The organism is Serratia sp. BNK-33-b (assembly GCF_048684565.1).
Classification (GTDB): Bacteria; Pseudomonadota; Gammaproteobacteria; order Enterobacterales; family Enterobacteriaceae; genus Serratia; species Serratia marcescens.
In genome coordinates, this window is the sequence record NZ_JBLQTZ010000001.1 from 1,153,212 (window position 1) to 1,177,528 (window position 24,317).

Genomic DNA, 24,317 nt, shown 5'->3' on the forward strand with positions numbered 1-24,317 from the left:
TGCGTAATGGGTTTGATGACGCCAGGCAGTTTGCCCCGGCTGGATGTCCAGCATCTCGACGATGAACAGACCGCGCTGGCGGTCAACGGCCTGAACCTGTTTTATGGTGACAAGCAGGTGTTGCACGATATCTCGTTACGTATCCCGAAGCACCGGGTGACGGCTTTGATTGGTCCCTCGGGCTGCGGCAAATCGACGCTGCTGCGCTGTTTCAACCGCATGAACGATCTGGTGGACAACTGCCGCATCGAGGGCGATCTGCAGCTGAACGGCGCGGCGATCTCCGGCGCGCAGATCGACGTGGCGGCGCTGCGGCGGCGGGTGGGCATGGTGTTCCAGCGGCCGAACCCGTTCCCGAAATCGATCTATGAAAACGTGGTGTACGGCCTGCGGCTGCAGGGCGTGCGCGACCGGCGCTTGCTGGATGAAGCGGTGGAGCGTTCGCTGCGCGCCGCCGCGCTGTGGCATGAGGTGAAGGACCGGCTGCGCGAAAATGCGTTCCGCTTGTCCAGCGGCCAGCAGCAGCGCCTGGTGATCGCGCGCGCCATCGCCATCGAGCCGGAAGTATTGCTGCTCGACGAGCCGACCTCGGCGCTCGATCCGATCTCCACGCTGACCATCGAAGAGCTGATTTCCGCACTCAAGCAGCGCTACAGCGTGGTGCTGGTGACGCACAACATGCAGCAGGCGGCGCGGGTCTCCGACTACACCGCCTTTATTCATCAGGGCCGGCTGGTGGAGTACAACGACACCGACGCCATTTTCACCTCGCCGCGCCAGCGCCGCACCGAGGATTATATTACCGGGCGGTATGGGTGAGGCCGTTTGGGCTATGAACAAACGAAAGGCTGCACAACCGTGCAGCCTTTTGTCTATCAGGGGCGTCAGTAATTTTTGCGAATGCGGATCGCTTCTTCTACCCACTCAGCCAAATTGTCTTTTATATGGTTATAGACATTGGTGCTGGTCGAATAAGGCGGATCGTAGGCTTTGGCGATTGTGGAAAGCTTTGCGTCACCCAGCTTAATGTAATCCAACGGGTTTTTACCTTTCGTGGTTTGGTCGCCGGCGCTGTCTTTCAAATTGTGTATATACACCACCAGCACGCCCATGCCTTTTTTCCAAGCCTCGCATATTTCGAAATTAATCCATTTGCGATCAGCGGTATCTTTACCAGCGAGAATCACGGCGCAGCTGCGATTGTCCAACTGGCCCTTGATCCAAGCGGCGATGGCGGCGTCACCGCCTTTTTTCACTTCCTCCCAATCGTTATCCGTGGCTGGCCGGTTACCTTCCAGCGAGCCCATTTCGCGTACCTGAGAAGCGCGCCAGTTGTCCGGCTCATAATGGAAACTGTAAAAACATTTTCTGGTCATCGGGGGTTATCCTTAGTAATGATATCGATAAGCGCCAACAGGCTTTTTTTCTTCTCCGCCAGGCCGCCCGGTTCGTTAAGCTGATCCAGCAGATTCATGGCGGCGGGGTTGCGGTGGTAGAGGGTTTCTTTCATTTCCTCCTTGATTTTCCGGTAGATCTCGGCAGATGCGCTGCCGGTACAACCGATAGGAATGCAGACGCAGCCTTGTTCCGTGGCAATCTGGAACTCTTTCAATAAACCGTCGGCCTGCACGTATTCGCCCTCGGCGTTGCGTTTGTTGCCGAACAAAAAGATTGCGATGCCGCTGAGCGAAATCATGTTCTGACGGTATTCGTGCCAAAGAGCCGGTAGGGTAATGCCGCCGCTGGCGAATTGGGGGAAAGGACGCAACACCAACTGGCTTTCGCTGATTTTTCCTTGGCTGTCGTAAATGGCTTCCAGTGCGCCGTTGATCACCGCCGTGCCTACGCCCCAGCCGAAACCGTTGACGATGCGATACTGTTTGCGGATAAGCAGGCGCGCCAGACGATGTATGAACTGGATGGACTCTTCACGGGCATAGGGCTGGTAGTTGTCGGCGCTGCCGGAGATAAACACCGTGCTTTTCTTGAACTGCGTTTCGATGGCATACAGCAGGTCAGTGATTTGCCGATAGTCATCCACTAACAGCGTTTGAATGCCGTAACGGCGCAGATCGTTAATCATCAAGCCTTGTTTGCGGCTGTTGTAGTCACAGGACGCCTGATCCTCGCTGCCGCTGTCGCCGAGCTGGACGCGCCGCATGATGCAGTAGTGGTTTCTCTGCCCTTCGCCGTACTGCGCGTAAAGGCGGCTCAACACATATTGCAGATTGGGATCTTCGAAGCTGAAACCGATAAACAGGAAGGTTTTAGCGGTCAGCTCCGCCATCAGCATGTTGATAAAAGGAAGGTGTGTACGGGAGTAAGTTTCGTATTGTTCGCGGGTGATAATCGCCTGGTTGGGATTTCTATAGTCACCATGCATTTTATATAAAACAACATCACGTTTGTGAATGTTATTGGTCAGGCTTTCCGGTGTGGTTTTAACGTCGCATACGCGATTATAGCGGGCATAGGTTTTTTCAATCAGGTCGTCGTAGTTGGTGGTCCAAAGTGACGCTATCGGTAATCTGGCGATAATCCGGTGGTTTTCTGTTTCTTCCGCCTGTTCAGCGAATTCTGTAATTATTTTTTGATTTATCTTATGTCTGTTGCCCTTTTCATTGAGGTGATACTGCGCCAGGGAAATAAGATCGCTCTCTTTTTCGATATCCAGCCCCAGTTCATAAGCGATATCGCCGATAAGCTCTTTCCAGCTAACGAAACCGGCGGGGATGGACAGCCCGGCGCCGGCGAACAGTGCGGCGCTGCCAGCTTTAATATCATTAACGTAATCACGAATAAACAGTTCTATATCACGGTTAAACATGAGGCTATTCCCGATATTGTTTTTCTTTATTGGTTAATTAATAACTATGTTTCTTATGAATTAATTATGCGAATAGAACTACCAAGATAAAAGGGTGAATTAACTTTGTAAACTCTGCTTGTTTGTTTTTGTCGATGTTGAACGTGTTATTTTTATATTGAATTTATTTGTTTTTACTATTCATTTTTTTAATTTTAATATTAATTAAATGCACTCTGGGTAATAAGCCGCAGTAGCTGTGGCATATGCGCATTTTTTCCGCATTGTGATTTAGATTAAACAAAATTAATTATCATTATCATTGATTGGTGGCATAAAATGTATATACTCCGCTAAGGTATGTAAATTAACGTAAATTGATGTATTTAAATGTGTGCATGGAAGCCGAGGATTTGGCCTGTGCTTTTGGCGTTTTGCAGCTCGGCGTGGTGCGCAGAAATCACCAGCCCTGCCGATCGCGACAGCATTACCCAACAGCAGAAAACGTTGCTGGAACAGGCCCAGCAACAGCGCGAGGCGCTGCAAAATAACGTTGAATTGCCGGCGTTACCGCTGCCTGTGCCAGCCGCCGCAGGAGCGGTTTGCCAGCCGGTGCGGCAGATTGTTTTTGAGGGTGCCGAGCATCTTTCCTGGTCGGTGAAAGAAAGCCTGGCGCGCCCGTATCAGGGAAGCTGTCTGACGCTGGAGCACATCAACCGCCTGGTGCGTGAAACCACCAATGCTTATCTGCAACGCGGCTATGTCACTTCGCAGGCCTGGCTGCAGGAGCAGGATATCTCCCGTGGCGTGTTGGTCGTCAGCGTCAGCGAAGGGCGAATCGAGTCCATCACGCAGAGCGGCGAGCAGACGCCGGCGTTGAAGATGGCGTTCCCCGGCCTGGTCGGCGACGTATTGAATCTGCGCGATATCGAGCAGGGCATGGAGCAGCTCAACCGGCTGGCTTCGCAGCAGGTGACCATCGATATTCAACCTGGCGAGCAACCCGGCTTTTCCAAAGTGGTTTTGCTGCGTGGCGCCACGCACGCGCCGGTCTCTTTCTCTTTCGGCGCCGATAACAGCGGCCAGAAAAGCACCGGCACCGGGCAGATGAATGCCGGCGTGGTGCTGGACAACCCGCTGCGCCTGGCCGACCAGTGGTCGCTCTCCGCAGCGCGCAATAACGATTTCAGCCCACATCATCGCAGCCGCAGCCTGAACGGCAGCGTCACCTTACCCTATGGCTATTGGCTGTTCAGCTACCAGTACGCCTGGAACGATTTTTTCCAGCAGGTGCCATTCAACGGCGCGGCTTACCGCTATCAGGGCAATAACCAGACCCAGCGTTTGGGCGCCAACCGCACGTTGCTGCGGGATGGCAAACGCAAGCTGGCCGTCGATATCGGCCTGGCGCGGCGCACCACGGAAAATAAGCTGGCGGGTGAACGGTTGGGCGTCAGCAGCCCGACGCTCAGCATTGCCAGCCTGGGTCTCAATTACAGCGCGGTCGCGGGCGGCGGCTATATGACGTTGAACCCGACGGTAAGCCGCGGGCTGCGCATGCTGGGCGCCACCGCCGACGATCCGGAGCGCGACGGAGCGCCGCGCAGCGAGTTCCGTAAGCTTGGCCTCAGCGCCAGTTATTTCTATCCGCTCGCACCCTCCCTCTACTACCTGACCTCGGCCTATGGGCAAACCAGCGCAGACAACCTGTATGCCGGGGAGCGCATTTCCATCGGCGGGCAATACTCGGTGCGTGGCTTTAAAGAGCAGTACCTGACCGGTAATCGCGGCGCCTACTGGCGCAATGAACTCAACTGGCAATGGCAGACCTTGCCGAGGCTGGGGGAGCTTTCTTTGACCGGCGCGTTAGACGCCGGCTGGCTGCAGGGGCGCGCCGGGCAGATAGACGGCGGCAGCGTCGTCGGGGCGGCGCTGGGCGCCACGCTAAGCGGCCGTTGGTTCAATCAGGCGGTCACCATCGGTAAACCGCTGACGCACCCAGACAGCCTGCAACCGGATCGTTGGGTGGCCTACTGGCAAGCCACCGTCACGTTATAACGCCAGCACACAGCAGGAGCGCCTCGGCGTTCAAAACAACATCCTTTCGAAGGAATGAATATGGATAAGCTCAATCATCCGCTGGCGCGGGGCGCCAGCTATTTGCTGATCTACCTGACGGCTTTCCAGCCGTTGCACCCGGCGTTCGCTGCCGGCATTACCGCCGCTAACGGCAATACGCAGGTGGTTATCAAGCCGGGCAACGTAGGGGATAACGGGGAGATACTGGGGTTGCCGGGCCGGAGCGTCAGCCATGCGGTACTGGCGGGCATCAGTGCGGAAATCGGCAGAGGCGACGGCAAAGGCGCAGCGGCCGGGGCACTGGCGGCGGAGCTGGCCGGGGTGATTCTGGGCGACAACATTATCAAGCCGGAGGAATGGCAGAAAAAATCGGAACAACAGGCGCAGATGGCACGGGTGTTGGGCGCGGCTGCCGGTGCAGTCTTCACCGGCAAGTCTGATGGTGCCTATAGCGGCGCCACCGGCGGTGAGAATGCGTTCCGATACAACTACCTCAGTCACAAACAACAGGAGCTGATGGAGAAGGATTTGGCGGCCGCGAAAACGCCGTTGGATAAAGCGTTGGTATTGGCAAACTGGGGTATCACGAGCCACACCCAGGATGGTGCTTTTGTGGCCGGCGTCGTGTCGGGTATCCCGGTTGAAATCAGCGATACGGTGGATGGTCTGGTCGCTGTGGCCAGCAATCCACGTGAGGCCGCGGATGCATTAATCGCCCTGATAAAGAACGATGATCGCTTCTCGATTATTGGCGAGAGTGTGAAACAGGAATACCTGGGGCGAGTCGAGGCGTTCAAGGCGAAGTATGAACACGCGGGCGTGGATGGTGCTTACGGTGCCGGTCTGGAGTTTGGTAAACTGACGATGGCCGGGCTGGGGCTGGTTGCAGGGGCAGCCGGTGCCGGTAAACTGGGTGTTAAGATCACCACCAACGCCATTAAAGCATCGGAAAAAGCTGCGTTAAAAGGCCCATTAGCTTATGTAGATGAGCCTTTTTTCAACCCTTATGGGACATTGAGTTCCGGACAGGTCTGGTCGATTAAGGGCCGAATGAAACATGTTCAGTTACCTAATGAAGGGAAAATTAGATTCGTACCCGACTCTAATTACAAACCAACAAACCCATTACCAAGAGGTCCAAACAAAGGATATATAGATAAATTTGGTAATGAATGGACCAAAGGTCCATCAAGAACGAAAGGTCAAGAGTTTGAATGGGACGTCCAACTTTCACCAACTGGGAAAGCTCAGTTGGGGTGGGCGAGCCGAGATGGTAAGCACTTGAATGTATCGCTTGATGGGAAAATTACGCACAAATGAATGCAAAAATAGAATTTTATCAAGAAGTTGAAATTTCCAATCCACGTAACGACCGAAATGCAAAATATTTAGGAAAGAAAGGTGGTGTTATGGGAATCAGCGAAGAGAACGGCGTAATATACGCCTATACAATTAAACTCTATGAAGAAAGTTTCCTTTTATCCTTTGATATTGACGAGGTAGCACCAACAGGAAAGCAAGGGAAACAAGAAGATTATTTCTAGATTTTATGCACAACGCGCATGGAAGCGCCAGCTGCGGAAGACCCACTTTCGCACCGTTGGTAACATTTAGGACTGGATCATGAAAATAATGGGTACCTTTTCCGCGCTCGAGCACTTGATACAAATTTATTTCGGGCAGGACTACTACGAAATCACAGGGGCGATACCCGCAAGGATGTGCAGTGGAATACCGTCAGGGATGCGTACAGCAGTTGGGACTACAAAAGCCAGCATTTAAACCCGGCGGTGGCGGCGGTGATTGCCATCGCGGCGGCGGCGGTGACTGCAGGAGCCGGGCTTGCCGCAGCGGCCGGCCAAAGTGCCGTGACCGCCACCGGCGTGGCCGGTGCGACCGCTTCGTCGGCAGTGTACGGTTCGGCTTATGCCGGCATGACGTTGCTGGCTTCCCAAGTGGCGGTGGCGCTGGTCGACAATCAGGGTAATTTGTCGAAAACGCTGCAGGCGCTCGGCAATTCTCAGACGGTCAAGGCGACGGCGACCGCGATGGCCATTGGCGGTGCGCTGGCTGGCTTTGACCAGGTGCTGGACGCCAATGTGCCGGCTGATAAGGCACGGCTGCCGGTTCTTATCAAGGATGAGGACTGGAGCAAGATTGCGCAGCGCGTGGCCGGCCAATCGGTCATCAGTTCGAGCCTCAACACCACCATCAACGGCGGCAGCTTCAAAGACAACCTGACCAACGCGCTGCTGGCGAATGTCGGCAGCCAAATCCAGGCAGAGGGTGCCAATCTTATAGGGGATAACGGGGAGATACTGGGGTTGCCGGGCCGGAGCGTCAGCCATGCGGTACTGGCGGGCATCAGTGCGGAAATCGGCAGAGGCGATGGCAAAGGCGCGGCGGCCGGGGCGCTGGCAGCGGAACTGGCCGGCGTCGTTATGCAGAGCACGTTGTTCGAACCGGCCAATCTCAACGAAAAGGAACGCCAGCTCTATCGTCTGCAGGAAGCGTTAAACGGCAACGAAGCCAAGGAGCAGACGGCACGCGTCATCGGTGCACTGACCGGGGCGTTGACAACGCATACGCGGGAAGGCGCCTACAGTGCTGCGGACAGCGCGCAGTCGGTTTATCGCTACAACATGACCGAACATATGTTGATGCAGTATGCGCTGGATAATCAGAAAGACATTTTGGCCGCTGATAAAGGCGATGTTGCTGCGGCAAAACGTGTTGTGGCTCGCCGAGAAGCTGCCGCAATAGTGGCGACCGTAGGTGGCGGCGGTCTGGTACTTACTGCGGGGGGAATGACGCTGGTGGGAGCTGCGCCAGAATTGGTTCTGGCTGCACGATTGGCAATTGCCGGCTGTAAAACCAACCCCGCGCTTTGCCTGAACCAAGCCGGTATTTATGCGGCAGATATTGTGGCACCAGAGGCGATTATTGGTACTGGCGCCGTAACCACCGGCAGCACATTGATTCTAGGTAAAACCGAAGACAGCGTGAGGAAGTTGAGCCGACAGCTGGTGAGCGCTTCCGACGAATTATATAAAACAAAAACGTTCAACACTCAGCCGGTTGCCGATTTTATCAAAGGAGAAACGGCAGCCGGGGCGAATCTGTCGACTAAAACGGCAGATTATCTGCGAGACATGCAGAAGGTTAACACTAACCAGTTGGTTAAACTTTTCGACAAAACGCAGCCAGATGGTAATGTAACTGTTTTTGGTAAGTCCATAGCTCAAGTTTTAGGCGATGGAGGGAGTAATAGAAAAGGAACAACAAAAGTTTTTGCTTCTGAATCACTTAGTGATAAGGATATCTATGATTATGCGCAATCACTTGCTGGAGGCCTCCCTCTTAACGAGGTGAGAAACGCGAAAGGTATTGTGTACTATGCAAAGTTTGAAGGGAAAATAATAAACCTGAGAAACTATTCTACAAGTGCACAAGAGTCGAAAGCTCGGTGGACGATTGATATTATTGGGAATAAAGATATAAACAAAGTATCGAATCTCTCCGATAACAAGTTTGAAATCAAGTTTAGATAGGTGATCTATATGCTTACAATAGAGCAATATGAAAATAGGAAGGAAGCTCTTGTGGGAGCATCGATGGTGACTATTTGGGAAAATATTCATCCGGATAGTCTATCAGGTAAGATCTGCCTTTCTTTTTATGAGGAAAAAGAGTTATTCCTCTGGTTTATCGAGCATTTGATGAATGAGGGGATAGTAAAACTTGGCAACGGGGGCGAGTTCTTGAAGGGAACAGTGAAAGAGCAGGTCGATAAATTTAGAACCAGTTTTCCTAATACTCCTGAAGAGATGGAGTATGGCGCTTTTAATGGATACTGGTTTTTATCTGATGCATGCCCCGCTGGCCTTGTCTGGATTCACGAAAACGGCTATCAAGATTGGACTTAGATGCTGTTGTTATAAATAGTGCGTAATATTATTGTTTGACTACTAAAAGCCCGCTGTTGCGGGTTTTTAGTTTTTTTAAACTTGTATCTATTCCATCTCAGTTGTTATAAGTGATTCTGTTAGAGTGCAGATGCGTTACAAAGTGCTCTTTTTGATAATATGTCTCCCGCATAACTTGTTCTGCAATATCTACGATGAAATTGGGTTTTTATCGTCCCCGCCCCGAAACCCGCAGCACCAACCCCACCAGCAGCAACGCGGCCCCCGAGGCATAGAGCGGGAACCAGCGCGTCCACCAGAGCGGGGAAAACAGCGGGGTGCTATTGGGATCTGCGGAGGCGTAGCCGCTATAGGTATTCAGGCCGGCGGCGATGGCGAGCATCGCCAGGCCGATAAAAAGCAGCAGGTTTGAGACGGTCGTCATGGCATTTTTCCTTTGTAGAGGCAGAGGGTAACTCTTACTATCACTATTAATTATTGTTCGATTAATTATCTCGATTAAATATTATTTATTTCCACATTCATCAGGCTATTTCCTGACGATAAATAGCATCCCTTAATACTAGCCACTTATTTCCCAATAAAAAACCCGCCTGGGCGGGTTTTCACTTTTTCTCGCTAAGTATCACTTCACCAGCGGCTTATCATTGGGCGTTTTGAACTTCGCCAGATATTGCGGCTGGAAGATGCACATGCGCAGCACGGTGCGGTATTCGCCGTTGACGAAGAACTCGTCGATCAGCTCGCCTTCCACGTTGAAGCCCAGCTTGCTGTAGATGTGGATTGCCTTCGGGTTCTCCTTGTCGACGATCAGGTACAGCTTGTACAGGTTCAGCACCGAGAAACCGTAGTCCATCGCCAGGCGGGCGGCGGTGCTGGCATAGCCTTTACCCTGGTGGGCGGGATCGATGATGATCTGGAACTCAGCGCGGCGGTGGATGTGATCGATCTCCACCAGCTCTACCAGGCCGACCTTGGCGCCTTCGTGCTCGATGATAAAGCGGCGCTCGCTCTGATCGTGGATGTGTTTGTCGTAGAGATCGGAAAGCTCGACAAAGGCTTCGTAGGGTTCTTCAAACCAATAGCGCATAACGCTGGCGTTGTTGTCCATCTGGTGGACGAACGACAGATCGTCCCGTTCCAATGGGCGTAACCTGACGCTGGCAGTGCTGGACATGTGGGCTCCTCTGTGCCGTGAAATTGTGCAAAGTATAACTTCACAGAATGGATGAAGGCGAAAAAAAACGGCGCCGCGCGGGCGCCGTTTAGGCAAGGTTCAGGCTGCGCGCATCAGTCGGCGGCGTGACCCTGTTCAGGCAGGCGTTCGCCGTCCAGCCAGGCGGCGCCGTCGCGCATCGCCAGGCGGCCGTCGACGAACCAGCTCACCACCAGCGGATAGATCGTGTGTTCCTGGGTTTGCACCCGTTCAACCACGTCATCCTCTTCGTCGTCAGCGAAAATCGGCACCTTGGCCTGCAAGATCACCGGGCCGCCGTCGAGCTGTTCGGTCACGAAGTGCACCGAGGTGCCGTGTTCGCTGTCGCCGTTGTCAATGGCCTGACGGTGGGTATGCAGCCCCGGGTATTTCGGCAGCAGGGAAGGGTGGATGTTCAGCATGCGGCCGGCATAGCGCTGCACGAACTGCGGGCTGAGGATGCGCATGTAGCCGGCCAGCACCACCAGATCGGGCTGGTACTGGTCGATGGCGTCCGCCAACGCGGCGTCGAACGCCGTGCGATCGGCGTAGGCCTTGGCATCCAGCGCTTGGGCGGCGATGCCCGCCGCTTCGGCGCGTTGCAGGCCATAAGCCTGCGCCTTGTTGCTGAACACCGCCACGATTTCGGCGGCGATGCGGCCCTGCTGGCAGGCGTCAATCAGCGCCTGGAGATTGCTCCCCTGGCCGGAGACCAACACCACGATCTTTTTCATCAGTTGATGACCACTTGTTGTTCGTCGGAAGAGGCGGTCAGTTTACCGATTTTCCACGCTTTTTCACCTGCCGCGGTCAGCAGCGCGATGGCCGCTTCCACTTCGGCTTCCGGCAGGGCGATGACCATGCCTACGCCGCAGTTGAAGGTGCGGTACATTTCATGACGGCTGACGTTGCCGGCCTGCTGCAGCCAGGTGAACACCGCCGGCCACTGCCAGCTGGCTTCGTCGATCACCGCCTGCATGCCTTCCGGCAGCACGCGCGGAATGTTTTCCCAGAAGCCGCCGCCGGTGAGGTGAGCGATGGCGTGTACGTCAACCTTCTCGATCAGCTCCAGCACGGACTTCACGTAAATTTTGGTCGGCGCCAGCAGGTGGTCGGCCAGCGGCTTGCCTTCCAGCTGAGTGGCGGTCGGATCGGTGTTGCTCACTTCCAGGATCTTGCGCACCAGCGAGTAGCCGTTGGAGTGCGGGCCGGAAGCGCCCAGGGCGATCAGCGCATCGCCGGACTGCACTTTGCTGCCGTCGATGATCTCGGATTTTTCGACCACGCCGACGCAGAAACCGGCCACGTCGTAGTCTTCGCCGTGGTACATGCCCGGCATTTCAGCGGTTTCGCCGCCGACCAGCGCACAGCCGGACTGCTTGCAGCCTTCGGCGATGCCGGTGATCACGCTGGCCGCGGTGTCCACATCCAGCTTGCCGGTGGCGTAGTAGTCGAGGAAGAACAACGGCTCGGCGCCCTGAACCACCAGATCGTTGACGCACATCGCCACCAGATCGATGCCGATGGTGTCGTGGCGTTTCAAATCCATCGCCAGACGCAGCTTGGTGCCCACGCCGTCGGTACCGGAAACCAGCACCGGCTCGCGGTATTTCTGCGGCAACGCACACAGGGCGCCAAACCCGCCCAGACCGCCCATCACTTCCGGGCGACGGGTCTGTTTAACTACACCTTTGATGCGATCTACCAATGCGTTGCCTGCATCGATATCGACACCTGCGTCTTTATAGCTGAGAGAGGTTTTGTCGGTCACTGCGCGATTCCCCACGACGGTTTGCGGTTTGAAAACTGTGCTTCCGATGTTGATTCCGGAATAAGGCGCGGCAATTCTAACAGCGCAGGCAAACGTTTGCGAGCGGCTTATGAACCGGCTCCGCTTTTTCGTCATCTATACTGATATTCAAACTTTTGTTGATCCCGATCGGGCTATTGTGGGTGGCGCGGCGAAAAAAAGGAGGTATAATCCCGCGATTTTTTTGGCCGCAACCACCTTAATAGGAGAAAAATGATGAAGATCGTTGAGGTGAAACACCCGCTGGTAAAACACAAGCTTGGCCTGATGCGCGAAAATGACATCAGCACCAAACGCTTCCGTGAGCTGGCCTCAGAAGTGGGTAGTTTACTGACCTATGAAGCGACCGCCGATCTGGAGACGGAAAAAGTCACCATCGAAGGCTGGTGCGGGCCAGTTGAAGTGGATCAGATCAAAGGGAAAAAGATTACCGTAGTGCCAATCCTGCGCGCAGGTCTGGGCATGATGGAAGGGGTGCTGGAGCACGTGCCGAGCGCGCGCATCAGCGTGGTGGGCGTATACCGCGACGAAGAAACCCTGGAGCCGGTGCCGTACTTCCAGAAGCTGGTTTCCAACATCGAAGAGCGCATGGCGCTGGTCGTCGACCCGATGCTGGCCACCGGCGGTTCGATGATCGCCACTATCGATCTGCTGAAGAAAGCCGGCTGCCACAGCATCAAGGTGCTGGTCCTGGTCGCGGCGCCGGAAGGCATCGCCGCGCTGGAGAAAGCGCATCCGGACGTTGAGCTGTACACTGCCTCCATCGATCAGTGTCTGAACGACAAGGGCTACATCGTGCCGGGCCTGGGCGATGCGGGCGACAAGATATTTGGTACCAAGTAAACATTTGAGCCGACTTAACGAGTCGGCTTTTTTATGTTCTTCGTCTTTCAAGCTACAGCGTTGTTGGCTGCAGGCAATAACCCCAGTCACTTATTTGATATAAGCTCCTGGGGATTATTGCCCTGGCCGCCTGGCTGTAACTTGAAATCCATTGAGCATAGACAATTCAGCTTGCATAACGATTAATGACTCAGAGGAAAAGCACACATGACCCGTCGCGCCATCGGCGTCAGCGAGCGCCCGCCGCTGCTCCAGACCATTCCGCTCAGCTTCCAGCACCTGTTCGCCATGTTCGGCGCCACCGTGCTGGTGCCTATCCTGTTCAAGATCAACCCGGCGACCGTGCTGTTGTTCAACGGCATCGGCACGCTGCTGTATCTGTTCATCTGTAAAGGCAAGATCCCGGCCTACCTCGGTTCCAGTTTCGCGTTTATCTCGCCGGTGTTGCTGCTGTTGCCGCTCGGTTACGAAGTGGCGTTGGGCGGTTTCATCATGTGCGGCGTGCTGTTCTGCCTGGTGGCGCTGATCGTGAAAAAGGCCGGCACCGGTTGGCTGGACGTGATGTTCCCGCCGGCGGCGATGGGGGCGATCGTCGCCGTCATCGGCCTGGAGCTGGCGGGCGTGGCGGCCAACATGGCGGGGCTGCTGCCGGCGGAAGGCGCCAGCGCCGACTCGACCACCATCACCATTTCGCTGGTGACGCTGGCGGTCACGGTGCTCGGCTCGGTGCTGTTCCGCGGCTTCCTGGCGATTATCCCGATCCTGATCGGCGTGCTGGTGGGCTATGCGCTGTCGTTCTTCATGGGCGTGGTGGATTTGACTCCGATCCGCGAGGCGCACTGGTTCGCGCTGCCGACCTTTTACACCCCGCGCTTTGAGTGGTTCGCCATCTTCACCATTCTGCCGGCGGCGCTGGTGGTGATCGCCGAGCACGTCGGCCACCTGGTGGTGACCGCCAACATCGTGAAGAAAGACCTGATCCGCGATCCGGGCCTGCACCGCTCGATGTTCGCCAACGGCATCTCGACGGTATTCTCGGGCTTCTTCGGCTCCACGCCGAACACTACCTACGGCGAGAACATCGGCGTGATGGCCATCACCAAGGTCTACAGCACCTGGGTGATCGGCGGCGCGGCGGTGCTGGCGATCCTGCTGTCCTGCATCGGCAAGCTGGCGGCGGCGATCCAGGCGGTGCCGGTGCCGGTGATGGGCGGCGTTTCCCTGCTGCTGTACGGCGTGATCGGCGCCTCGGGCATTCGCGTGCTGATCGAATCCAAAGTGGATTACAACAAAGCGCAAAACCTGATTTTAACCTCGGTGATCCTGATTATCGGCGTGAGCGGCGCCAAGGTGCATATCGGCGCGGCGGAGCTGAAAGGCATGGCGCTGGCGACCATCGTCGGCATTGGCTTGAGCCTGCTGTTCAAGGTCATCAGCCTGTTCCGCAAGGAAGAAGAGGTGCTCGACGCGCCGGACGAACCGGCGGAGCAGAAGTAACGAAAAGGGCAGCCCAAGGGCTGCCCTTTTGACTTATGGCATTCGCCTTAGCTGCGAATTTTGCGGTACACGAACAGCACCACGATGGCGCCGATAACCGCCACCACGAAGCTGCCGAAGTTGAAGCCGTCAACCTTGCCGTAGCCGAAGAAGGTGCTGATATAGCCGCCGACCACGGCGCCGATGATCCCCAGCACGACGGTCAGAATAAAGCCGCCGCCGTCTTTGCCGGGCATGATCCACTTAGCCAAAATACCGGCGATCAGGCCGAAGATAATCCAGGAAATAATCCCCATTTACTGCTCCTTTCTTTTGTGGCTGAGAATAGCTTACTGCTGGGTGGCCGGCTGAGTATTGCCGTTCACCGCCGCATCGGTTTCTTGTTTCAACTCTTGCGCTTTGTTTTCGGCGCTGTTCTTGATGGCTTCGGTCTTCGCCTTGGCCTGCTCGGTCAGATCGTTGGCGCCGTTGATGGCGTCGTTTTTGATGGCCTTGGCCTGATCCACCAACTGCTGGCTCTGTTTGCCTGCGTCGTCTTTGATCGCGGCGGCCTTGGCCTTGGCGTCGTTGGTGATGGCGTCCGCCTGCTTGGCGGCGTCTTCTTTAATCGCCGAAGCTTTGTCTTTCAGCTGATCCGCCTGAGTGGCGGCCTCTTTTTTGATTTCATCCGCCGTCGCTTTCGCCTTGTCCGTCAGATCGTCCGCTTTTTTCTGGGCGGCGTCTTTCATCTGCTCGGCGCTGTCTTTGGCTTTATCCAGGTTGGCGTCAACCTTGGACGAGTCATCACAGCCGGCAACCAACAACCCGATAAAGGAGGCCAACAGCACTTTATTCCATACTTTCATCGTCTATATCCTTGCAGAAACCTTGTTGATGGTGATTGCGTTTAGCCTACCTATACTAGGCCAGATTTGGCTTAAATGACAAATTTAACCTGCGCAGGCATGGGGTTAGGGAATTAACTCGGATAATTCTTGCCTTGGCGGGGGCCGCAGCCAATCAAGCGGCGCTTAGGCATTGTTCACTATTGCGGCATAAGATCCAGCCGGTTCAACAGCGCCCGTTTTCTGTGTTAAACTGCCCACGTTTTTCTGCCAGTTTTGGTTGAGGTGCTTCTCTGAATACGCCGGCACAGCTTTCACTGCCACTTTATCTTCCCGATGATGAAACTTTCGCCAGTTTTTATCCGGGCGAGAACCCATCCCTATTAGCCGCGATCCAATCCGCCGTCCGTCAGGAACATGGCAGCTATATCTATTTCTGGTCGCGTGAAGGCGGCGGGCGCAGCCATTTGCTGCATGCGGCCTGCGCCGAGCTTTCGCAGAAGGGGGAAGCGGTGGGCTATGTGCCGCTCGACAAGCGCGCTTACTTCGTGCCTGAAGTGTTGGACGGCATGGAACAGCTGGCGCTGGTCTGCATCGACAATATCGAATGCATCGCCGGCGACGAAGAGTGGGAGATGGCGATCTTCAACCTTTACAACCGCATCCTGGAAACCGGCCGCACCCGTTTGTTCATCACCGGGGATCGCCCGCCGCGTCAGCTGAACCTGCGTTTGCCGGATCTGGCTTCGCGTCTGGACTGGGGGCAGATCTACAAGCTGCAGCCGCTGTCGGACGAAGAGAAGCTGCTGGCGCTGCAGCTGCGCGGCAAACTGCGCGGCTTCGAGCTGCCGGAAGACGTGGGCCGCTTCCTGCTGAAACGGCTGGATCGCGAGATGCGCACGCTGTTTATGACTCTCGATCAGCTCGATCGCGCCTCGATCACTGCCCAACGAAAGCTCACCATTCCGTTCGTTAAAGAAATTCTGGGGCTGTAGCCGCTACCGTAAAAGAAAGGGCGCAATAGTCCGCGCCCGAATTCGAATTTACAAAATCTCCAGCACCTGCTCCGGCGGCCGGCCGATGCGCGCCTTGCTGCCTTTCACCACGATGGGGCGTTCGATCAGTTTCGGGTTCGCCGTCATCGCCGCCAACAGTTGCTCTTCGCTCAGGCTGTCGTCCGCCAGCTTCAATTCCTTATACAGATCTTCTTTTTTGCGCATCAGATCGCGCGCCGATGTGAAGCCCAGTTCCTTCAACAGCTTTTTCAGCTCATCGACCGTAGGGGGCGTATCGAGGTACAGCACCACCTTTGGATCGACGCCGTGCTGTTCCAGCAGCGCCAGGGTTTCACGGCTCTTGGAGCAGCGTGGGTTGTGGTAAATCGTGACGTTTTTCATGGCGTTCATTCCTTGTTGAATCAGCTGCGCTGGTATTGGCGGAAGCGCTGTTGCAGTTGGCGCAGCTGGTCGATGCGCGCATCGTAACGCGCCTGTTTCAGGCTGCCGAGTTTTTGCAGCGAGCTGGCATTGCTGAGCAGGCCGATGGCCTGATCGAGCCGGCCGGTCAGCGCCAGGCTTTCGGCGCGGGCCGACAGCTCTTCATCGCGCAGCCCCTGAGCGGCGCTGGCTTGCGCCAGCAGATCCCAGCCGTTCGGATCGTCCGGATGGGCAAAGGTGTAGCGGTTCAGGATCTTCGACGCCTGCGCCGGTTGGTTGCCTTCGACATAGGCGTTGGCCAGGTTGAGCTGCAGCACCGGGTTGTTGTTCTGGGCGGCATTGGCCGCCTGCAGGCGTGCGATCGCCTGCGGCGCGCGTTTCTGGCCGAGATCGATGTCGGTCATCAGGTCGATCAGCCAGACGTTTTTCGCATCCTGCGCCAGCATCGGCTGAATGATGTTGCGCGCGTCGTCGTATTTTTTCGCTTCATAGAACAGAATGGCGCGGCCGTATTTGGCGGCCGCCTGTTCGCGCACGTTGCCCTTGCTGAGCGAGCCGAGCAGCTCTTCGTTCAGGCCATAGCCTTCCGAACTGTACATGCCCAGTGCGCGCACCTTGGCCATCAGGTAATCCTGCGAAGACTGCACGATGTGTTTCGGCATCTGGTTGGCGCGGTTGCGCGCGTCTGAGAGGCGGCTGTCCGGCAACGGGTGCGTCAGCAGCATTTCCGGCGGCTTGGAGGCGTAGCGCGACTGATCCGAGAGTTTCTGCAGGAAGTCGGGCATGGCTTCCGGATCGAAACCGGCGCGTTGCAGCACCTGAATGCCGATGCGGTCGGCTTCCTGTTCATTCGATTGGGTAAAGCTGATCATGCCCTGCTGGGTGCCGGCCATGGTGCCGCTCAGCGCCGCCATGCCCATGGTCGGGTTGGCCATCGCCAGCAGAATGGAACCGAGCGCGCCCACCCAGGTCAGCGGGGCGTTGCGCTGTTGATCTTCCATTGCGCGCGCCAGGTGGCGCTGGGTGACGTGCGAGATTTCGTGCGCCAGCACCGAAGCTAGCTGGCTTTCGTTGTCGCTGACGCGGAACAGCGCGGAGTGCAGCACCACGTTGCCGCCGAAGAAGGCGAAGGCGTTGATCTCGTCGTTGCGCACCAGATAGAAATGGAACGGCGTGCGCACCGAATAGGCGCTGGCCACCAGCCGGTTGCCCAGCTGATTGATGTATTGGCTCAGCAGCGGATCGTTGATCAGCGGGGCGCTGGCGCGCAGTTGGCGCACATAGAAATCGCCCATCGCCAGTTCTTGTCCGATGCTCAGGGTGCCGCCGGCGGAGGTGCCCATATCCGGCAACTGGTCCTGGCTTTCCGCCTGTGCTGGCGCCAGGGCGGTGGCGTTCAGCGTGCTGAGCAGCAGCACCGCTAACGCGGTTTTGGTCAACCGGTTGGTCATAGTCAGGCGTTTCCCTTAAATAATCATTTCTAAGACGTCAGCAGCAGACAAGAGTTCTTTATTCCCGCGGCGCAATCCGCGCGAAAGTGCGGCGGCTCACAAAACGCGGCGGCGGCACCCATCACATCATAGTCAGCCGCAGGCGACAAGGAAACGTTAGCCGAGCGCGAATCGAGCAAAAAAGTTTTATTTTTCATTTTGAAGGGCGCTTTTTTGTCGCTGGCGACATGCATTTTTAATAAAACGCAGACAAAGTTAGTCTGTGTTTTATTGACAAGATAAACGCAGACTCATATAGTCTGCGTTATTGAAGATTCACTGACGGTCGAAAACGGACATATGGCGTACATCACAACCAGCGTTGAATATGGCATTCACTGCCTGCTGTGGCTGGTCGGCGATAACCAGCGCGCGCTCAGCAGCCGCGAACTCGCCGAGCTGCAAGGCATCTCCCCCAGCTTTCTCGCCAAGATTTTTCCCAAGCTGGAAAAGGCGGGGATCGTCGCCGCCAGCGAAGGGGTGCGCGGCGGTTACCGGCTGGCCCGTCCGGCGGACGAGATCAGTTTTCTGGAAATTATCGACGCCATCGAGGGGCACAAGCCGCTGTTCGATTGCCAAGAGGTGCGCGGGCGCTGTGCGGTGTTCGATGATTCCCCGCCGGATTGGGCGGTCTCCGGCAAATGCGCTATCCATGCGGTGATGCTGCAGGCGGAGAAGGCGATGCGCGATGCACTGGCGGCGCAGACCCTCGGCGCCGTCGCAGCCCGCTTTGGCCGCAAAGCGCCGCAGGGCTTTTTCGGTGAGGTCAACCTCTGGCTCGACGAGCGCATGACGGAACGCACCGCGCGCAGCGGCAAAACGGCGCGCGCCAAGACCTAAGCTCCGCCTTTCCTTAAAAAAGCGAAACACACTTTTTCCCGCCTCTTCGGAAGGGGCGGGCGGGCCTTCTGCACCTTGTTACGGGAGCGGAACGGCATCGTTCATCCGAAAACACTGCGGGCAAGCCTTATCGCCCGGTTAACCCTGTATGAAGGAGTCATCCCATGACGCAGAAAATAGTGATTGCCGGTTCCGGTTTTGCCGGTTTTTGGGCCGCCGTGTCCGCCATGCGCGCCATTACCCTCGCCGGTAAGCATGACGATATCGAGGTGCTCATGGTTTCACCGACGCCAACCGTTACCATCCGGCCGCGCCTGTATGAAGCCGTGTTGGAAAACATGAACCCGGACATTTCCGCGCAGCTCGCCGCCGTCGGCGTGCGGCACCTGGCCGGGGTTGTAGAGCGTATCGATGCCGCTGCTAAAACGCTCACGGTGGCGCCGGCGGCGGGGGAACCCCTGGAGTTGGCCTACGATCGTTTGGTGTGGGCCACCGGCAGTCGGCTGTCCGTGCCTGCGGTGCCGGGCTTTGCCGAATACGGCTTCAACGTCGATACGCTGGAAAGCGCGCAGCGTTTGGATGCCCATATTAAAGCGCTGGCGGCCAAACCGTCGACGCCGGCGCGCAACACCGCCGTGGTGGTGGGGGCGGGGCTGACCGGCCTGGAGAGTGCAGCAGAGATGCCGCAGCGGCTGCGTGATGCACTGGGCAAAGACGAGAATGTGCGCGTGGTGATCGTCGATAGCGCGCCGGAAGTGGGCGCCGGAATGGGCGCGGAGCCGGGGGCGGTGATTCGCCAGGCGCTGGCGGAGTGCGGCGTGGAAGCGCGGGCCGGCCTGCGCGTCTCGGCTATCGACGCTGAGGGAGTGATGCTGTCGAACGGTGAGCGCATCGCCGCCAACACGGTGATCCTGGCGGCGGGCGTGCGTGCACACCCGCTGACCGAGCAAATCCCCGGCGAGCGCGACGGCAGCGGCCGGGTGATCGGCGACGCCTTCCTGCGCGCGCCGGCGGCGGCGGGCATTTTCGTGACCGGCGATACGGTGAAGGCGGCGACCGACGATCTCGGTAACCACAACCTGATGACCTGCCAGCATGCGCTGAGCCTTGGCCGCGTGGCCGGCCACAATGCGGCGGCGGAGCTGGCGGGGTTGCCGACGCACCCGTACAGCCAGCCGAAGTATGTGACCTGTCTGGATCTGGGCCCCTGGGGGGCGCTGTATACCGAAGGCTGGGAGCGCCAGGTGCGCTTTACCCGTCAGGCAGGCAAAAAGATTAAGCAGGAGATCAACACGCAGTGGATTTATCCACCGGCGGCGGATCGCGAGGCGCTGTTCGCCATCGCCAATCCGGATTTCGTGATTGTGCCTTAAGGTCGTCAAAACGGGAGCGGCAACGTTCCCGTCGTCATTTTCCCAACGGCAGGAATGAACGCTCCGGCACCACGGTTTTCATCACCAGCGTGGAGCTCAGGCGTTGCACGCCCGGCAGGGCGGAGAGTTTCTCGTCATAAAGCTGCTGAAAGGCGGGCAGATCGCGAGCGATCACGTGCAACAGATAGTCGGGGTCGCCAAACAGCCGCTGTGCCTGCACCACCTGCGGAATGTCCACCATGGCGTTTTCGAAGGTTTCAACGGCGCGGCGATCGCCTTCGCGCATGGTGACGAACACCAGGGCGGAAAAATTATAGCCCAGGCTGCCGGGATCGAGCTGGGCGCGGTAACCCCTGATCACCCCGGACTCCTCTAATGCCCGCACCCGGCGGTGGCAGGGGGACACGCTCAAACCGATCCGCTCGGCCAGCTCGGTCACCGACAAACGGCCGTCGGCCTGCAGTTCAGCAAGAATCTTGCGATCAATCTTATCCATTTGGAAAAATTTCCCCGTTTACGCCGATTTCAGGCAAGTAATTGAAAGCACATTTTAACGTCATGAGGATATTCTTGCCATCTGTTGAACGGTTTTACGGCCGCCGCGGCAGGCGGAGGCCGTTCTTCTTCCACGAGGAAAGCGCAATGGTTCTCTGTTCGATGTGGCGCGGCGCGTTTGAGAGGGCGCTGGCATGACGCTCGCTCTTTTCGCCGCGTTTTGGGGGGTGTCGATTTTGTTGGTGATCACGCCAGGTATGGATTGGGCCTATGTGATCTCGGCGGGCATTCGCGGCCGGGTGGTGGTGCCCGCCGTCGCCGGCTTGCTGTTTGGCCACCTGCTGATGATTGCGATCGTGGTGGCGGGCGTCGGCGCGCTGCTGGTCGGCAACCCGCTGGCGCTGATGGCGCTCACCTTGCTGGGGGCGGCTTATCTGTTGTGGATCGGTTTCAACATGCTGCTGCACCCGCCAGTGCCTGGCGCCGGTGAAGATCAGCGTTCCGATTCCTGGCTGCGCTGGGCCGGCAAGGGCGTGTGCGTCAGCGGCTTGAACCCCAAGGTGTTTCTGCTGTTTCTGGCGCTGCTGCCGCAGTTTACCGACGCCCGAGCCGAATGGTCGGTGCCGATGCAGATGCTGGCGTTGGGCGTCGTGCATTTGATCAGCTGCGGCCTGGTGTATCTGCTGGTGGGGTTTGGTTCGCAGTCGGTGCTGCGCACGCGCCCGCAGGCCGCGAAGGTAGTGGGGCGCATTTCCGGCGCGGCGATGATCGTCATCGCCCTCGGGCTGCTGGCCGAGCAGGCGCTGAAATAGCGCTACCGTCGGTAAATGTCCGGCCGGGCGATCTGCCAGACAAAGTCGGGGCGGTTGATGGCGCTATAGCCCACTTTTTCGTAGAGCCAGGGGGCGGTGCTCGTGACCAGCATGACTCGCCGCAGCGTCGCCATCAGCGGATGGGCCTGGCAGCATTCTGCCAGCCATAGGCCCAGCCCGCTCTTTTGGTACGTTTCCAGCACGTACACGTCGCACAGATAGCCGAAAGTGGCGTAATCGGTGACCAGCCGGGCGAAACCGATCTGCCTGGCCTCGTGATACAAACCGAAGCACAGGCTGTGGGCGAGCGACTGGCGGACGGTTTCTTTATCGATTCCCTCCGCCCATGACGAACGGGTCAGAAAAGCGTGGATGGCATCGAGATCCAGCAGAACGGGATCGGTGCTGACGAGATAGTCCGCACGCCGCCACTCCCGTGGGGCAGGGGTTGTCATGATGGTTCTTCTCCTGTGCAAGCGTTCAGGTCAGGGCTGCCGTTCAGGCGTGCAATTCGGCGACCGTCATGGTGAAAATCAGCGTGTCTTCGCCTTCGTTGGCGTACCGGTGCGGGCCGTCCGTTTTGGCGACCGCCGAACAGCCCGGCGCAATCATGAGCTCGGTCTGTTCGACGGCCAGGCTCAAGACGCCTTGCTCAACGTGCAGCAGCTCGAAGGTGCCCGTCGGGTGGCCGCCCGATGCATAGGCTTCCCCCGGCGCCATTTCCCACCGCCACAGTTCTATCATGTTCGGGCCTTGGGTGCCCGCGAGCAAACGGGCCGAGCCGCCGCGATCGCCATGCCACAGCGTGGGAATATCTTGGCTTTCAATCAGGTAGGCGGCGGGCGCGCGGGTGACGTTGACGATGTCCGCCACCGACAGACCCAGCGCCGCTGCGAGCTTGCACAGGATGGCGATGCTGGGATTGGCGGCGCCTTTCTCGATCTCCACCAGCATGCCTTTGCTGACGCCCGCCCGGCGCGACAGCTCATCCAGCGATAGCTTTTGGCTTTTTCTTTGTTGCTTGATGCGGTGCGACACCGCTTCGCTGACGGTTTGCACGTCGGCGCCGAACTCGGTCGGTCTGTTGACTTTGGCGTTCATCGGTCAATATTATGAAATAAAATGGTCAATATAGGATTATTCAATGATTTTAGTCGATCCGTCAATCGATCCGGCCGTCGCTGCGCTGGCACCCGGTTTCCGGGCGTTAAGCATTACCGCGGTTGCGGCTCCCATAACCCATCCGGACGTGGGGGCATTGGCGTTGGCGCAAGCCTGTCGCGCCCTCGGCGAGGAAGACGCACCCTGGGCAGAGGCGCATCTCACGGCCTGGCGCGAGGTGTTCATGCAGTTTGGCGCCAAACCCAAGCGTACGCCCTGTTCCGCCGACGCCCTGCGCAAGCGCGCGCTGCGCGACGGCACGATGCCCAGCATCGATCCGGTCGTCGATCTCTATAACGCCGTCAGCATTCGTTATGCAGTGCCGGTGGGGGGCGAGAATATCGCGGCCTATGTCGGCGAGCCGCGGCTGATCGTCGCGGATGGCAGCGAACTGTTTGATACCGTCAAAGAGGGGGCGCTGATCCATGAATCGCCGGAGGCGGGGGAGGTGGTTTGGCGCGACGATCGCGGCGTGACCTGCCGCCGCTGGAATTGGCGCCAGGGGGTCAGAACCCGGTTGAGCGCCGAGGCCGAGCGGATGTGGTTCATCCTGGAGAGCCTGCCGGCGATGCCGTTGGCGGCGCTGCACGAGGCGGGCGACGAATTGATTGCCGGTTTACGGCAAATGATGCCCGGCGTCACGGTAGAGCAACGGCTCATCGGCTGCGCCTCGTAACAGGCGTCAGCACTGGCGGCGGACCAAACCGCTGATCAAATCCAGCGCGTCGTCCGCCGCCGCGATTTCGCTTTTGCTGAGCGCCTGCCGTTCGATGAAGCTCTCGATGGCTTCCAACAGGGAGAAGACGCTGATTTCATCTCCTATCTTTACGACTTCGCAAACGCCACGCCCGATCGCCAGACAGATGGCTTCATCAAATTCACACGGTTTGCTGTTCATTTTTCCCCCTACGGCATTTGGGATTATATCGGCCATGCTACCGGTTTTTTCCCGGTGGCTGTCTGACGAAAATCCCATTTTTTCGTTGATGCTGACGGGCGCACGATCGCGGGCATTGGCGAAATTCTGATTTCCTCACCGTGGCCAAATTTCCCTTGTGACCACCGTGCCGGCGCGGTATTGTCGCCAAATGACGACAATACCGCCTCATTGTCCGCATAAAAAATTCATGACGTTATCATCCCTTCATCCCGCTGCCGTGCGGGATTTTTTTATGAGGTTTATCCCAAAGTGCGGATAACCTCGACGCGATCGCTTGCCATGTTCTGGGAATAATCCTAGCTTGAAATAGTCATTTAGGGTTAGCAATCCCTCATGACCTCCTTGTAACACTTGATGCACCAGAACGTTTTCTCCCCCGCTTAGGCGGGGGTTTTTAATGACGTGCATCAGAAAAGGCCGTGAACGTAGAACCGACAGAGTTCGTGACGATAACCAGTTTAAGCATCAGGGGACGGGACAATGAAAAATGATCTGGCGGCGGCGATCGCGATTGGCTGTGTGTTGTTGTTCGCATTGGCGGTCGGTTCGCCCCTTTCTATCGTTACTTCGCTGTAATCTTCCGCGGCCCCGTTCGGGGCCGCTCATCGCGCCAGTCGCCGCGTCTGCGGATTTTTGCGTCGATCGCCTGCCCGCGCGATAAAATCAGCCAGTTCGCTGTTGATGTATGGCGAACTTTGAGTACTCTGAGTGCTTTGCACATCCCGCGTGCGCCCATTCTATCTATGCTTTAATCAGGCCTATCACAGGAATCGCCATGCCCGCCCGCCAA

The 24,317-nt window shown here is 57.3% G+C and carries 26 protein-coding genes and 1 pseudogene; 13 read left to right on the forward strand and 14 right to left on the reverse strand.

The features are described 5' to 3' along the window. The first annotated feature begins 6 nt into the window (after positions 1 to 6). Positions 7 to 819, forward strand: a complete 813-nt coding sequence (pstB, locus tag ACMGGK_RS05355; RefSeq protein ID WP_019452422.1) for a phosphate ABC transporter ATP-binding protein PstB — start codon at positions 7 to 9, stop codon at positions 817 to 819. Positions 820 to 884: 65 nt separating this feature from the next. Here the strand turns inward: pstB and ACMGGK_RS05360 are convergent, their stop codons facing one another. Continuing rightward, positions 885 to 1,376, reverse strand: coding sequence for a TIR domain-containing protein (locus ACMGGK_RS05360; protein ID WP_048795067.1), 492 nt, complete (start codon positions 1,374 to 1,376; stop codon positions 885 to 887). Beyond that, positions 1,373 to 2,827, reverse strand: a complete 1,455-nt coding sequence (locus ACMGGK_RS05365; protein ID WP_420276746.1) for an SIR2 family protein — start codon at positions 2,825 to 2,827, stop codon at positions 1,373 to 1,375. Before ACMGGK_RS05365 ends, ACMGGK_RS05360 begins: the two co-directional genes overlap by 4 nt. 369 nt (positions 2,828 to 3,196) lie before the next feature. On the opposite strand from ACMGGK_RS05365, the gene ACMGGK_RS05370 reads away from it, so the two are divergent. The 5 genes and pseudogenes from ACMGGK_RS05370 to ACMGGK_RS05390 all read left to right on the forward strand — a co-directional run bounded on the left by ACMGGK_RS05370 (position 3,197) and on the right by ACMGGK_RS05390 (position 8,811). Next, positions 3,197 to 4,864 (forward strand): ShlB/FhaC/HecB family hemolysin secretion/activation protein, encoded by a 1,668-nt coding sequence (locus ACMGGK_RS05370; protein WP_212562940.1) that lies wholly within the window; start codon positions 3,197 to 3,199, stop codon positions 4,862 to 4,864. 885 nt (positions 4,865 to 5,749) lie between these two features. Next, positions 5,750 to 6,205: a polymorphic toxin type 17 domain-containing protein gene (locus ACMGGK_RS05375; RefSeq protein WP_420277434.1), complete on the forward strand. Its 456-nt coding sequence runs from the start codon at positions 5,750 to 5,752 to the stop codon at positions 6,203 to 6,205. Continuing rightward, on the forward strand, positions 6,202 to 6,429 hold the full coding sequence (locus ACMGGK_RS05380) for an Imm31 family immunity protein (RefSeq protein WP_151254632.1): 228 nt from the start codon (positions 6,202 to 6,204) through the stop codon (positions 6,427 to 6,429). The genes ACMGGK_RS05375 and ACMGGK_RS05380 overlap by 4 nt, the downstream gene beginning before the upstream one ends. 168 nt (positions 6,430 to 6,597) lie before the next feature. Continuing rightward, positions 6,598 to 8,436, forward strand: a pseudogene (locus tag ACMGGK_RS05385) (DUF637 domain-containing protein); the annotation flags it as partial. A 9-nt stretch (positions 8,437 to 8,445) separates the two neighbouring features. Beyond that, on the forward strand, positions 8,446 to 8,811 hold the full coding sequence (locus ACMGGK_RS05390) for a DUF596 domain-containing protein (protein WP_164053807.1): 366 nt from the start codon (positions 8,446 to 8,448) through the stop codon (positions 8,809 to 8,811). Positions 8,812 to 9,019: 208 nt separating this feature from the next. Here ACMGGK_RS05390 and ACMGGK_RS05395 read toward each other — a convergent pair whose 3' ends face one another. From ACMGGK_RS05395 to purM, 4 genes are all read right to left on the reverse strand, one after another. Continuing rightward, positions 9,020 to 9,235 (reverse strand): hypothetical protein, encoded by a 216-nt coding sequence (locus ACMGGK_RS05395; RefSeq protein WP_164053805.1) that lies wholly within the window; start codon positions 9,233 to 9,235, stop codon positions 9,020 to 9,022. 201 nt (positions 9,236 to 9,436) lie between these two features. Further along, on the reverse strand, positions 9,437 to 9,988 hold the full coding sequence (gene speG / locus ACMGGK_RS05400; RefSeq protein ID WP_004941631.1) for a spermidine N1-acetyltransferase: 552 nt from the start codon (positions 9,986 to 9,988) through the stop codon (positions 9,437 to 9,439). A 113-nt stretch (positions 9,989 to 10,101) separates the two neighbouring features. After that, positions 10,102 to 10,740 (reverse strand): phosphoribosylglycinamide formyltransferase, encoded by a 639-nt coding sequence (purN, locus tag ACMGGK_RS05405; protein WP_004941635.1) that lies wholly within the window; start codon positions 10,738 to 10,740, stop codon positions 10,102 to 10,104. After that, on the reverse strand, positions 10,740 to 11,777 hold the full coding sequence (purM, locus tag ACMGGK_RS05410; RefSeq protein WP_016926726.1) for a phosphoribosylformylglycinamidine cyclo-ligase: 1,038 nt from the start codon (positions 11,775 to 11,777) through the stop codon (positions 10,740 to 10,742). The genes purN and purM overlap by 1 nt, the downstream gene beginning before the upstream one ends. 255 nt (positions 11,778 to 12,032) lie before the next feature. On the opposite strand from purM, the gene upp reads away from it, so the two are divergent. Next, complete coding sequence (upp, locus tag ACMGGK_RS05415) at positions 12,033 to 12,659, forward strand: uracil phosphoribosyltransferase (protein ID WP_004941642.1); 627 nt, start codon at positions 12,033 to 12,035, stop codon at positions 12,657 to 12,659. 207 nt (positions 12,660 to 12,866) lie between these two features. Beyond that, entirely contained in the window at positions 12,867 to 14,156 is a 1,290-nt protein-coding gene (uraA, locus tag ACMGGK_RS05420) for a uracil permease (RefSeq protein WP_004941645.1), read from the forward strand. Between the two features lie 47 nt (positions 14,157 to 14,203). Here uraA and ACMGGK_RS05425 read toward each other — a convergent pair whose 3' ends face one another. Beyond that, the gene (locus ACMGGK_RS05425; RefSeq protein ID WP_016926728.1) at positions 14,204 to 14,452 is read right to left on the reverse strand and encodes a GlsB/YeaQ/YmgE family stress response membrane protein; all 249 of its coding nucleotides are present in this window, start codon (positions 14,450 to 14,452) and stop codon (positions 14,204 to 14,206) included. A 33-nt stretch (positions 14,453 to 14,485) separates the two neighbouring features. Next, on the reverse strand, positions 14,486 to 15,001 hold the full coding sequence (locus ACMGGK_RS05430) for a hypothetical protein (RefSeq protein WP_016926729.1): 516 nt from the start codon (positions 14,999 to 15,001) through the stop codon (positions 14,486 to 14,488). Between the two features lie 272 nt (positions 15,002 to 15,273). Between ACMGGK_RS05430 and hda the strand changes: the two genes are divergently transcribed. After that, entirely contained in the window at positions 15,274 to 15,975 is a 702-nt protein-coding gene (hda, locus tag ACMGGK_RS05435) for a DnaA inactivator Hda (RefSeq protein WP_025159568.1), read from the forward strand. 48 nt (positions 15,976 to 16,023) lie between these two features. On the opposite strand, the gene arsC is transcribed toward hda, so the two are convergent. Continuing rightward, complete coding sequence (arsC, locus tag ACMGGK_RS05440; protein ID WP_015378717.1) at positions 16,024 to 16,377, reverse strand: arsenate reductase (glutaredoxin); 354 nt, start codon at positions 16,375 to 16,377, stop codon at positions 16,024 to 16,026. Between the two features lie 20 nt (positions 16,378 to 16,397). Beyond that, positions 16,398 to 17,867 carry a tetratricopeptide repeat protein gene (locus ACMGGK_RS05445; protein ID WP_004941664.1) on the reverse strand — a complete coding sequence of 490 codons (1,470 nt, stop codon included), beginning with the start codon at positions 17,865 to 17,867 and terminating at the stop codon, positions 16,398 to 16,400. A 339-nt stretch (positions 17,868 to 18,206) separates the two neighbouring features. Between ACMGGK_RS05445 and ACMGGK_RS05450 the strand changes: the two genes are divergently transcribed. Further along, positions 18,207 to 18,746 (forward strand): RrF2 family transcriptional regulator, encoded by a 540-nt coding sequence (locus ACMGGK_RS05450; RefSeq protein ID WP_004941666.1) that lies wholly within the window; start codon positions 18,207 to 18,209, stop codon positions 18,744 to 18,746. Positions 18,747 to 18,910: 164 nt separating this feature from the next. After that, the gene (locus tag ACMGGK_RS05455; protein ID WP_143779303.1) at positions 18,911 to 20,119 is read left to right on the forward strand and encodes an NAD(P)/FAD-dependent oxidoreductase; all 1,209 of its coding nucleotides are present in this window, start codon (positions 18,911 to 18,913) and stop codon (positions 20,117 to 20,119) included. Between the two features lie 34 nt (positions 20,120 to 20,153). Here the strand turns inward: ACMGGK_RS05455 and ACMGGK_RS05460 are convergent, their stop codons facing one another. Continuing rightward, on the reverse strand, positions 20,154 to 20,615 hold the full coding sequence (locus ACMGGK_RS05460) for an Lrp/AsnC family transcriptional regulator (protein WP_004941672.1): 462 nt from the start codon (positions 20,613 to 20,615) through the stop codon (positions 20,154 to 20,156). 193 nt (positions 20,616 to 20,808) lie between these two features. Between ACMGGK_RS05460 and ACMGGK_RS05465 the strand changes: the two genes are divergently transcribed. Beyond that, positions 20,809 to 21,426, forward strand: a complete 618-nt coding sequence (locus ACMGGK_RS05465; protein ID WP_420276747.1) for a LysE family translocator — start codon at positions 20,809 to 20,811, stop codon at positions 21,424 to 21,426. 2 nt (positions 21,427 to 21,428) lie between these two features. On the opposite strand, the gene ACMGGK_RS05470 is transcribed toward ACMGGK_RS05465, so the two are convergent. Further along, positions 21,429 to 21,881, reverse strand: a complete 453-nt coding sequence (locus tag ACMGGK_RS05470; protein ID WP_016926733.1) for a GNAT family N-acetyltransferase — start codon at positions 21,879 to 21,881, stop codon at positions 21,429 to 21,431. Between the two features lie 43 nt (positions 21,882 to 21,924). Continuing rightward, positions 21,925 to 22,527 carry an XRE family transcriptional regulator gene (locus ACMGGK_RS05475; RefSeq protein WP_049299948.1) on the reverse strand — a complete coding sequence of 201 codons (603 nt, stop codon included), beginning with the start codon at positions 22,525 to 22,527 and terminating at the stop codon, positions 21,925 to 21,927. A gap of 43 nt (positions 22,528 to 22,570) precedes the next feature. On the opposite strand from ACMGGK_RS05475, the gene ACMGGK_RS05480 reads away from it, so the two are divergent. Next, complete coding sequence (locus ACMGGK_RS05480) at positions 22,571 to 23,263, forward strand: B3/4 domain-containing protein (RefSeq protein WP_033639670.1); 693 nt, start codon at positions 22,571 to 22,573, stop codon at positions 23,261 to 23,263. A gap of 6 nt (positions 23,264 to 23,269) precedes the next feature. On the opposite strand, the gene ACMGGK_RS05485 is transcribed toward ACMGGK_RS05480, so the two are convergent. Continuing rightward, entirely contained in the window at positions 23,270 to 23,485 is a 216-nt protein-coding gene (locus tag ACMGGK_RS05485) for a hypothetical protein (RefSeq protein WP_420276748.1), read from the reverse strand. Positions 23,486 to 24,317: the final 832 nt, after the last annotated feature.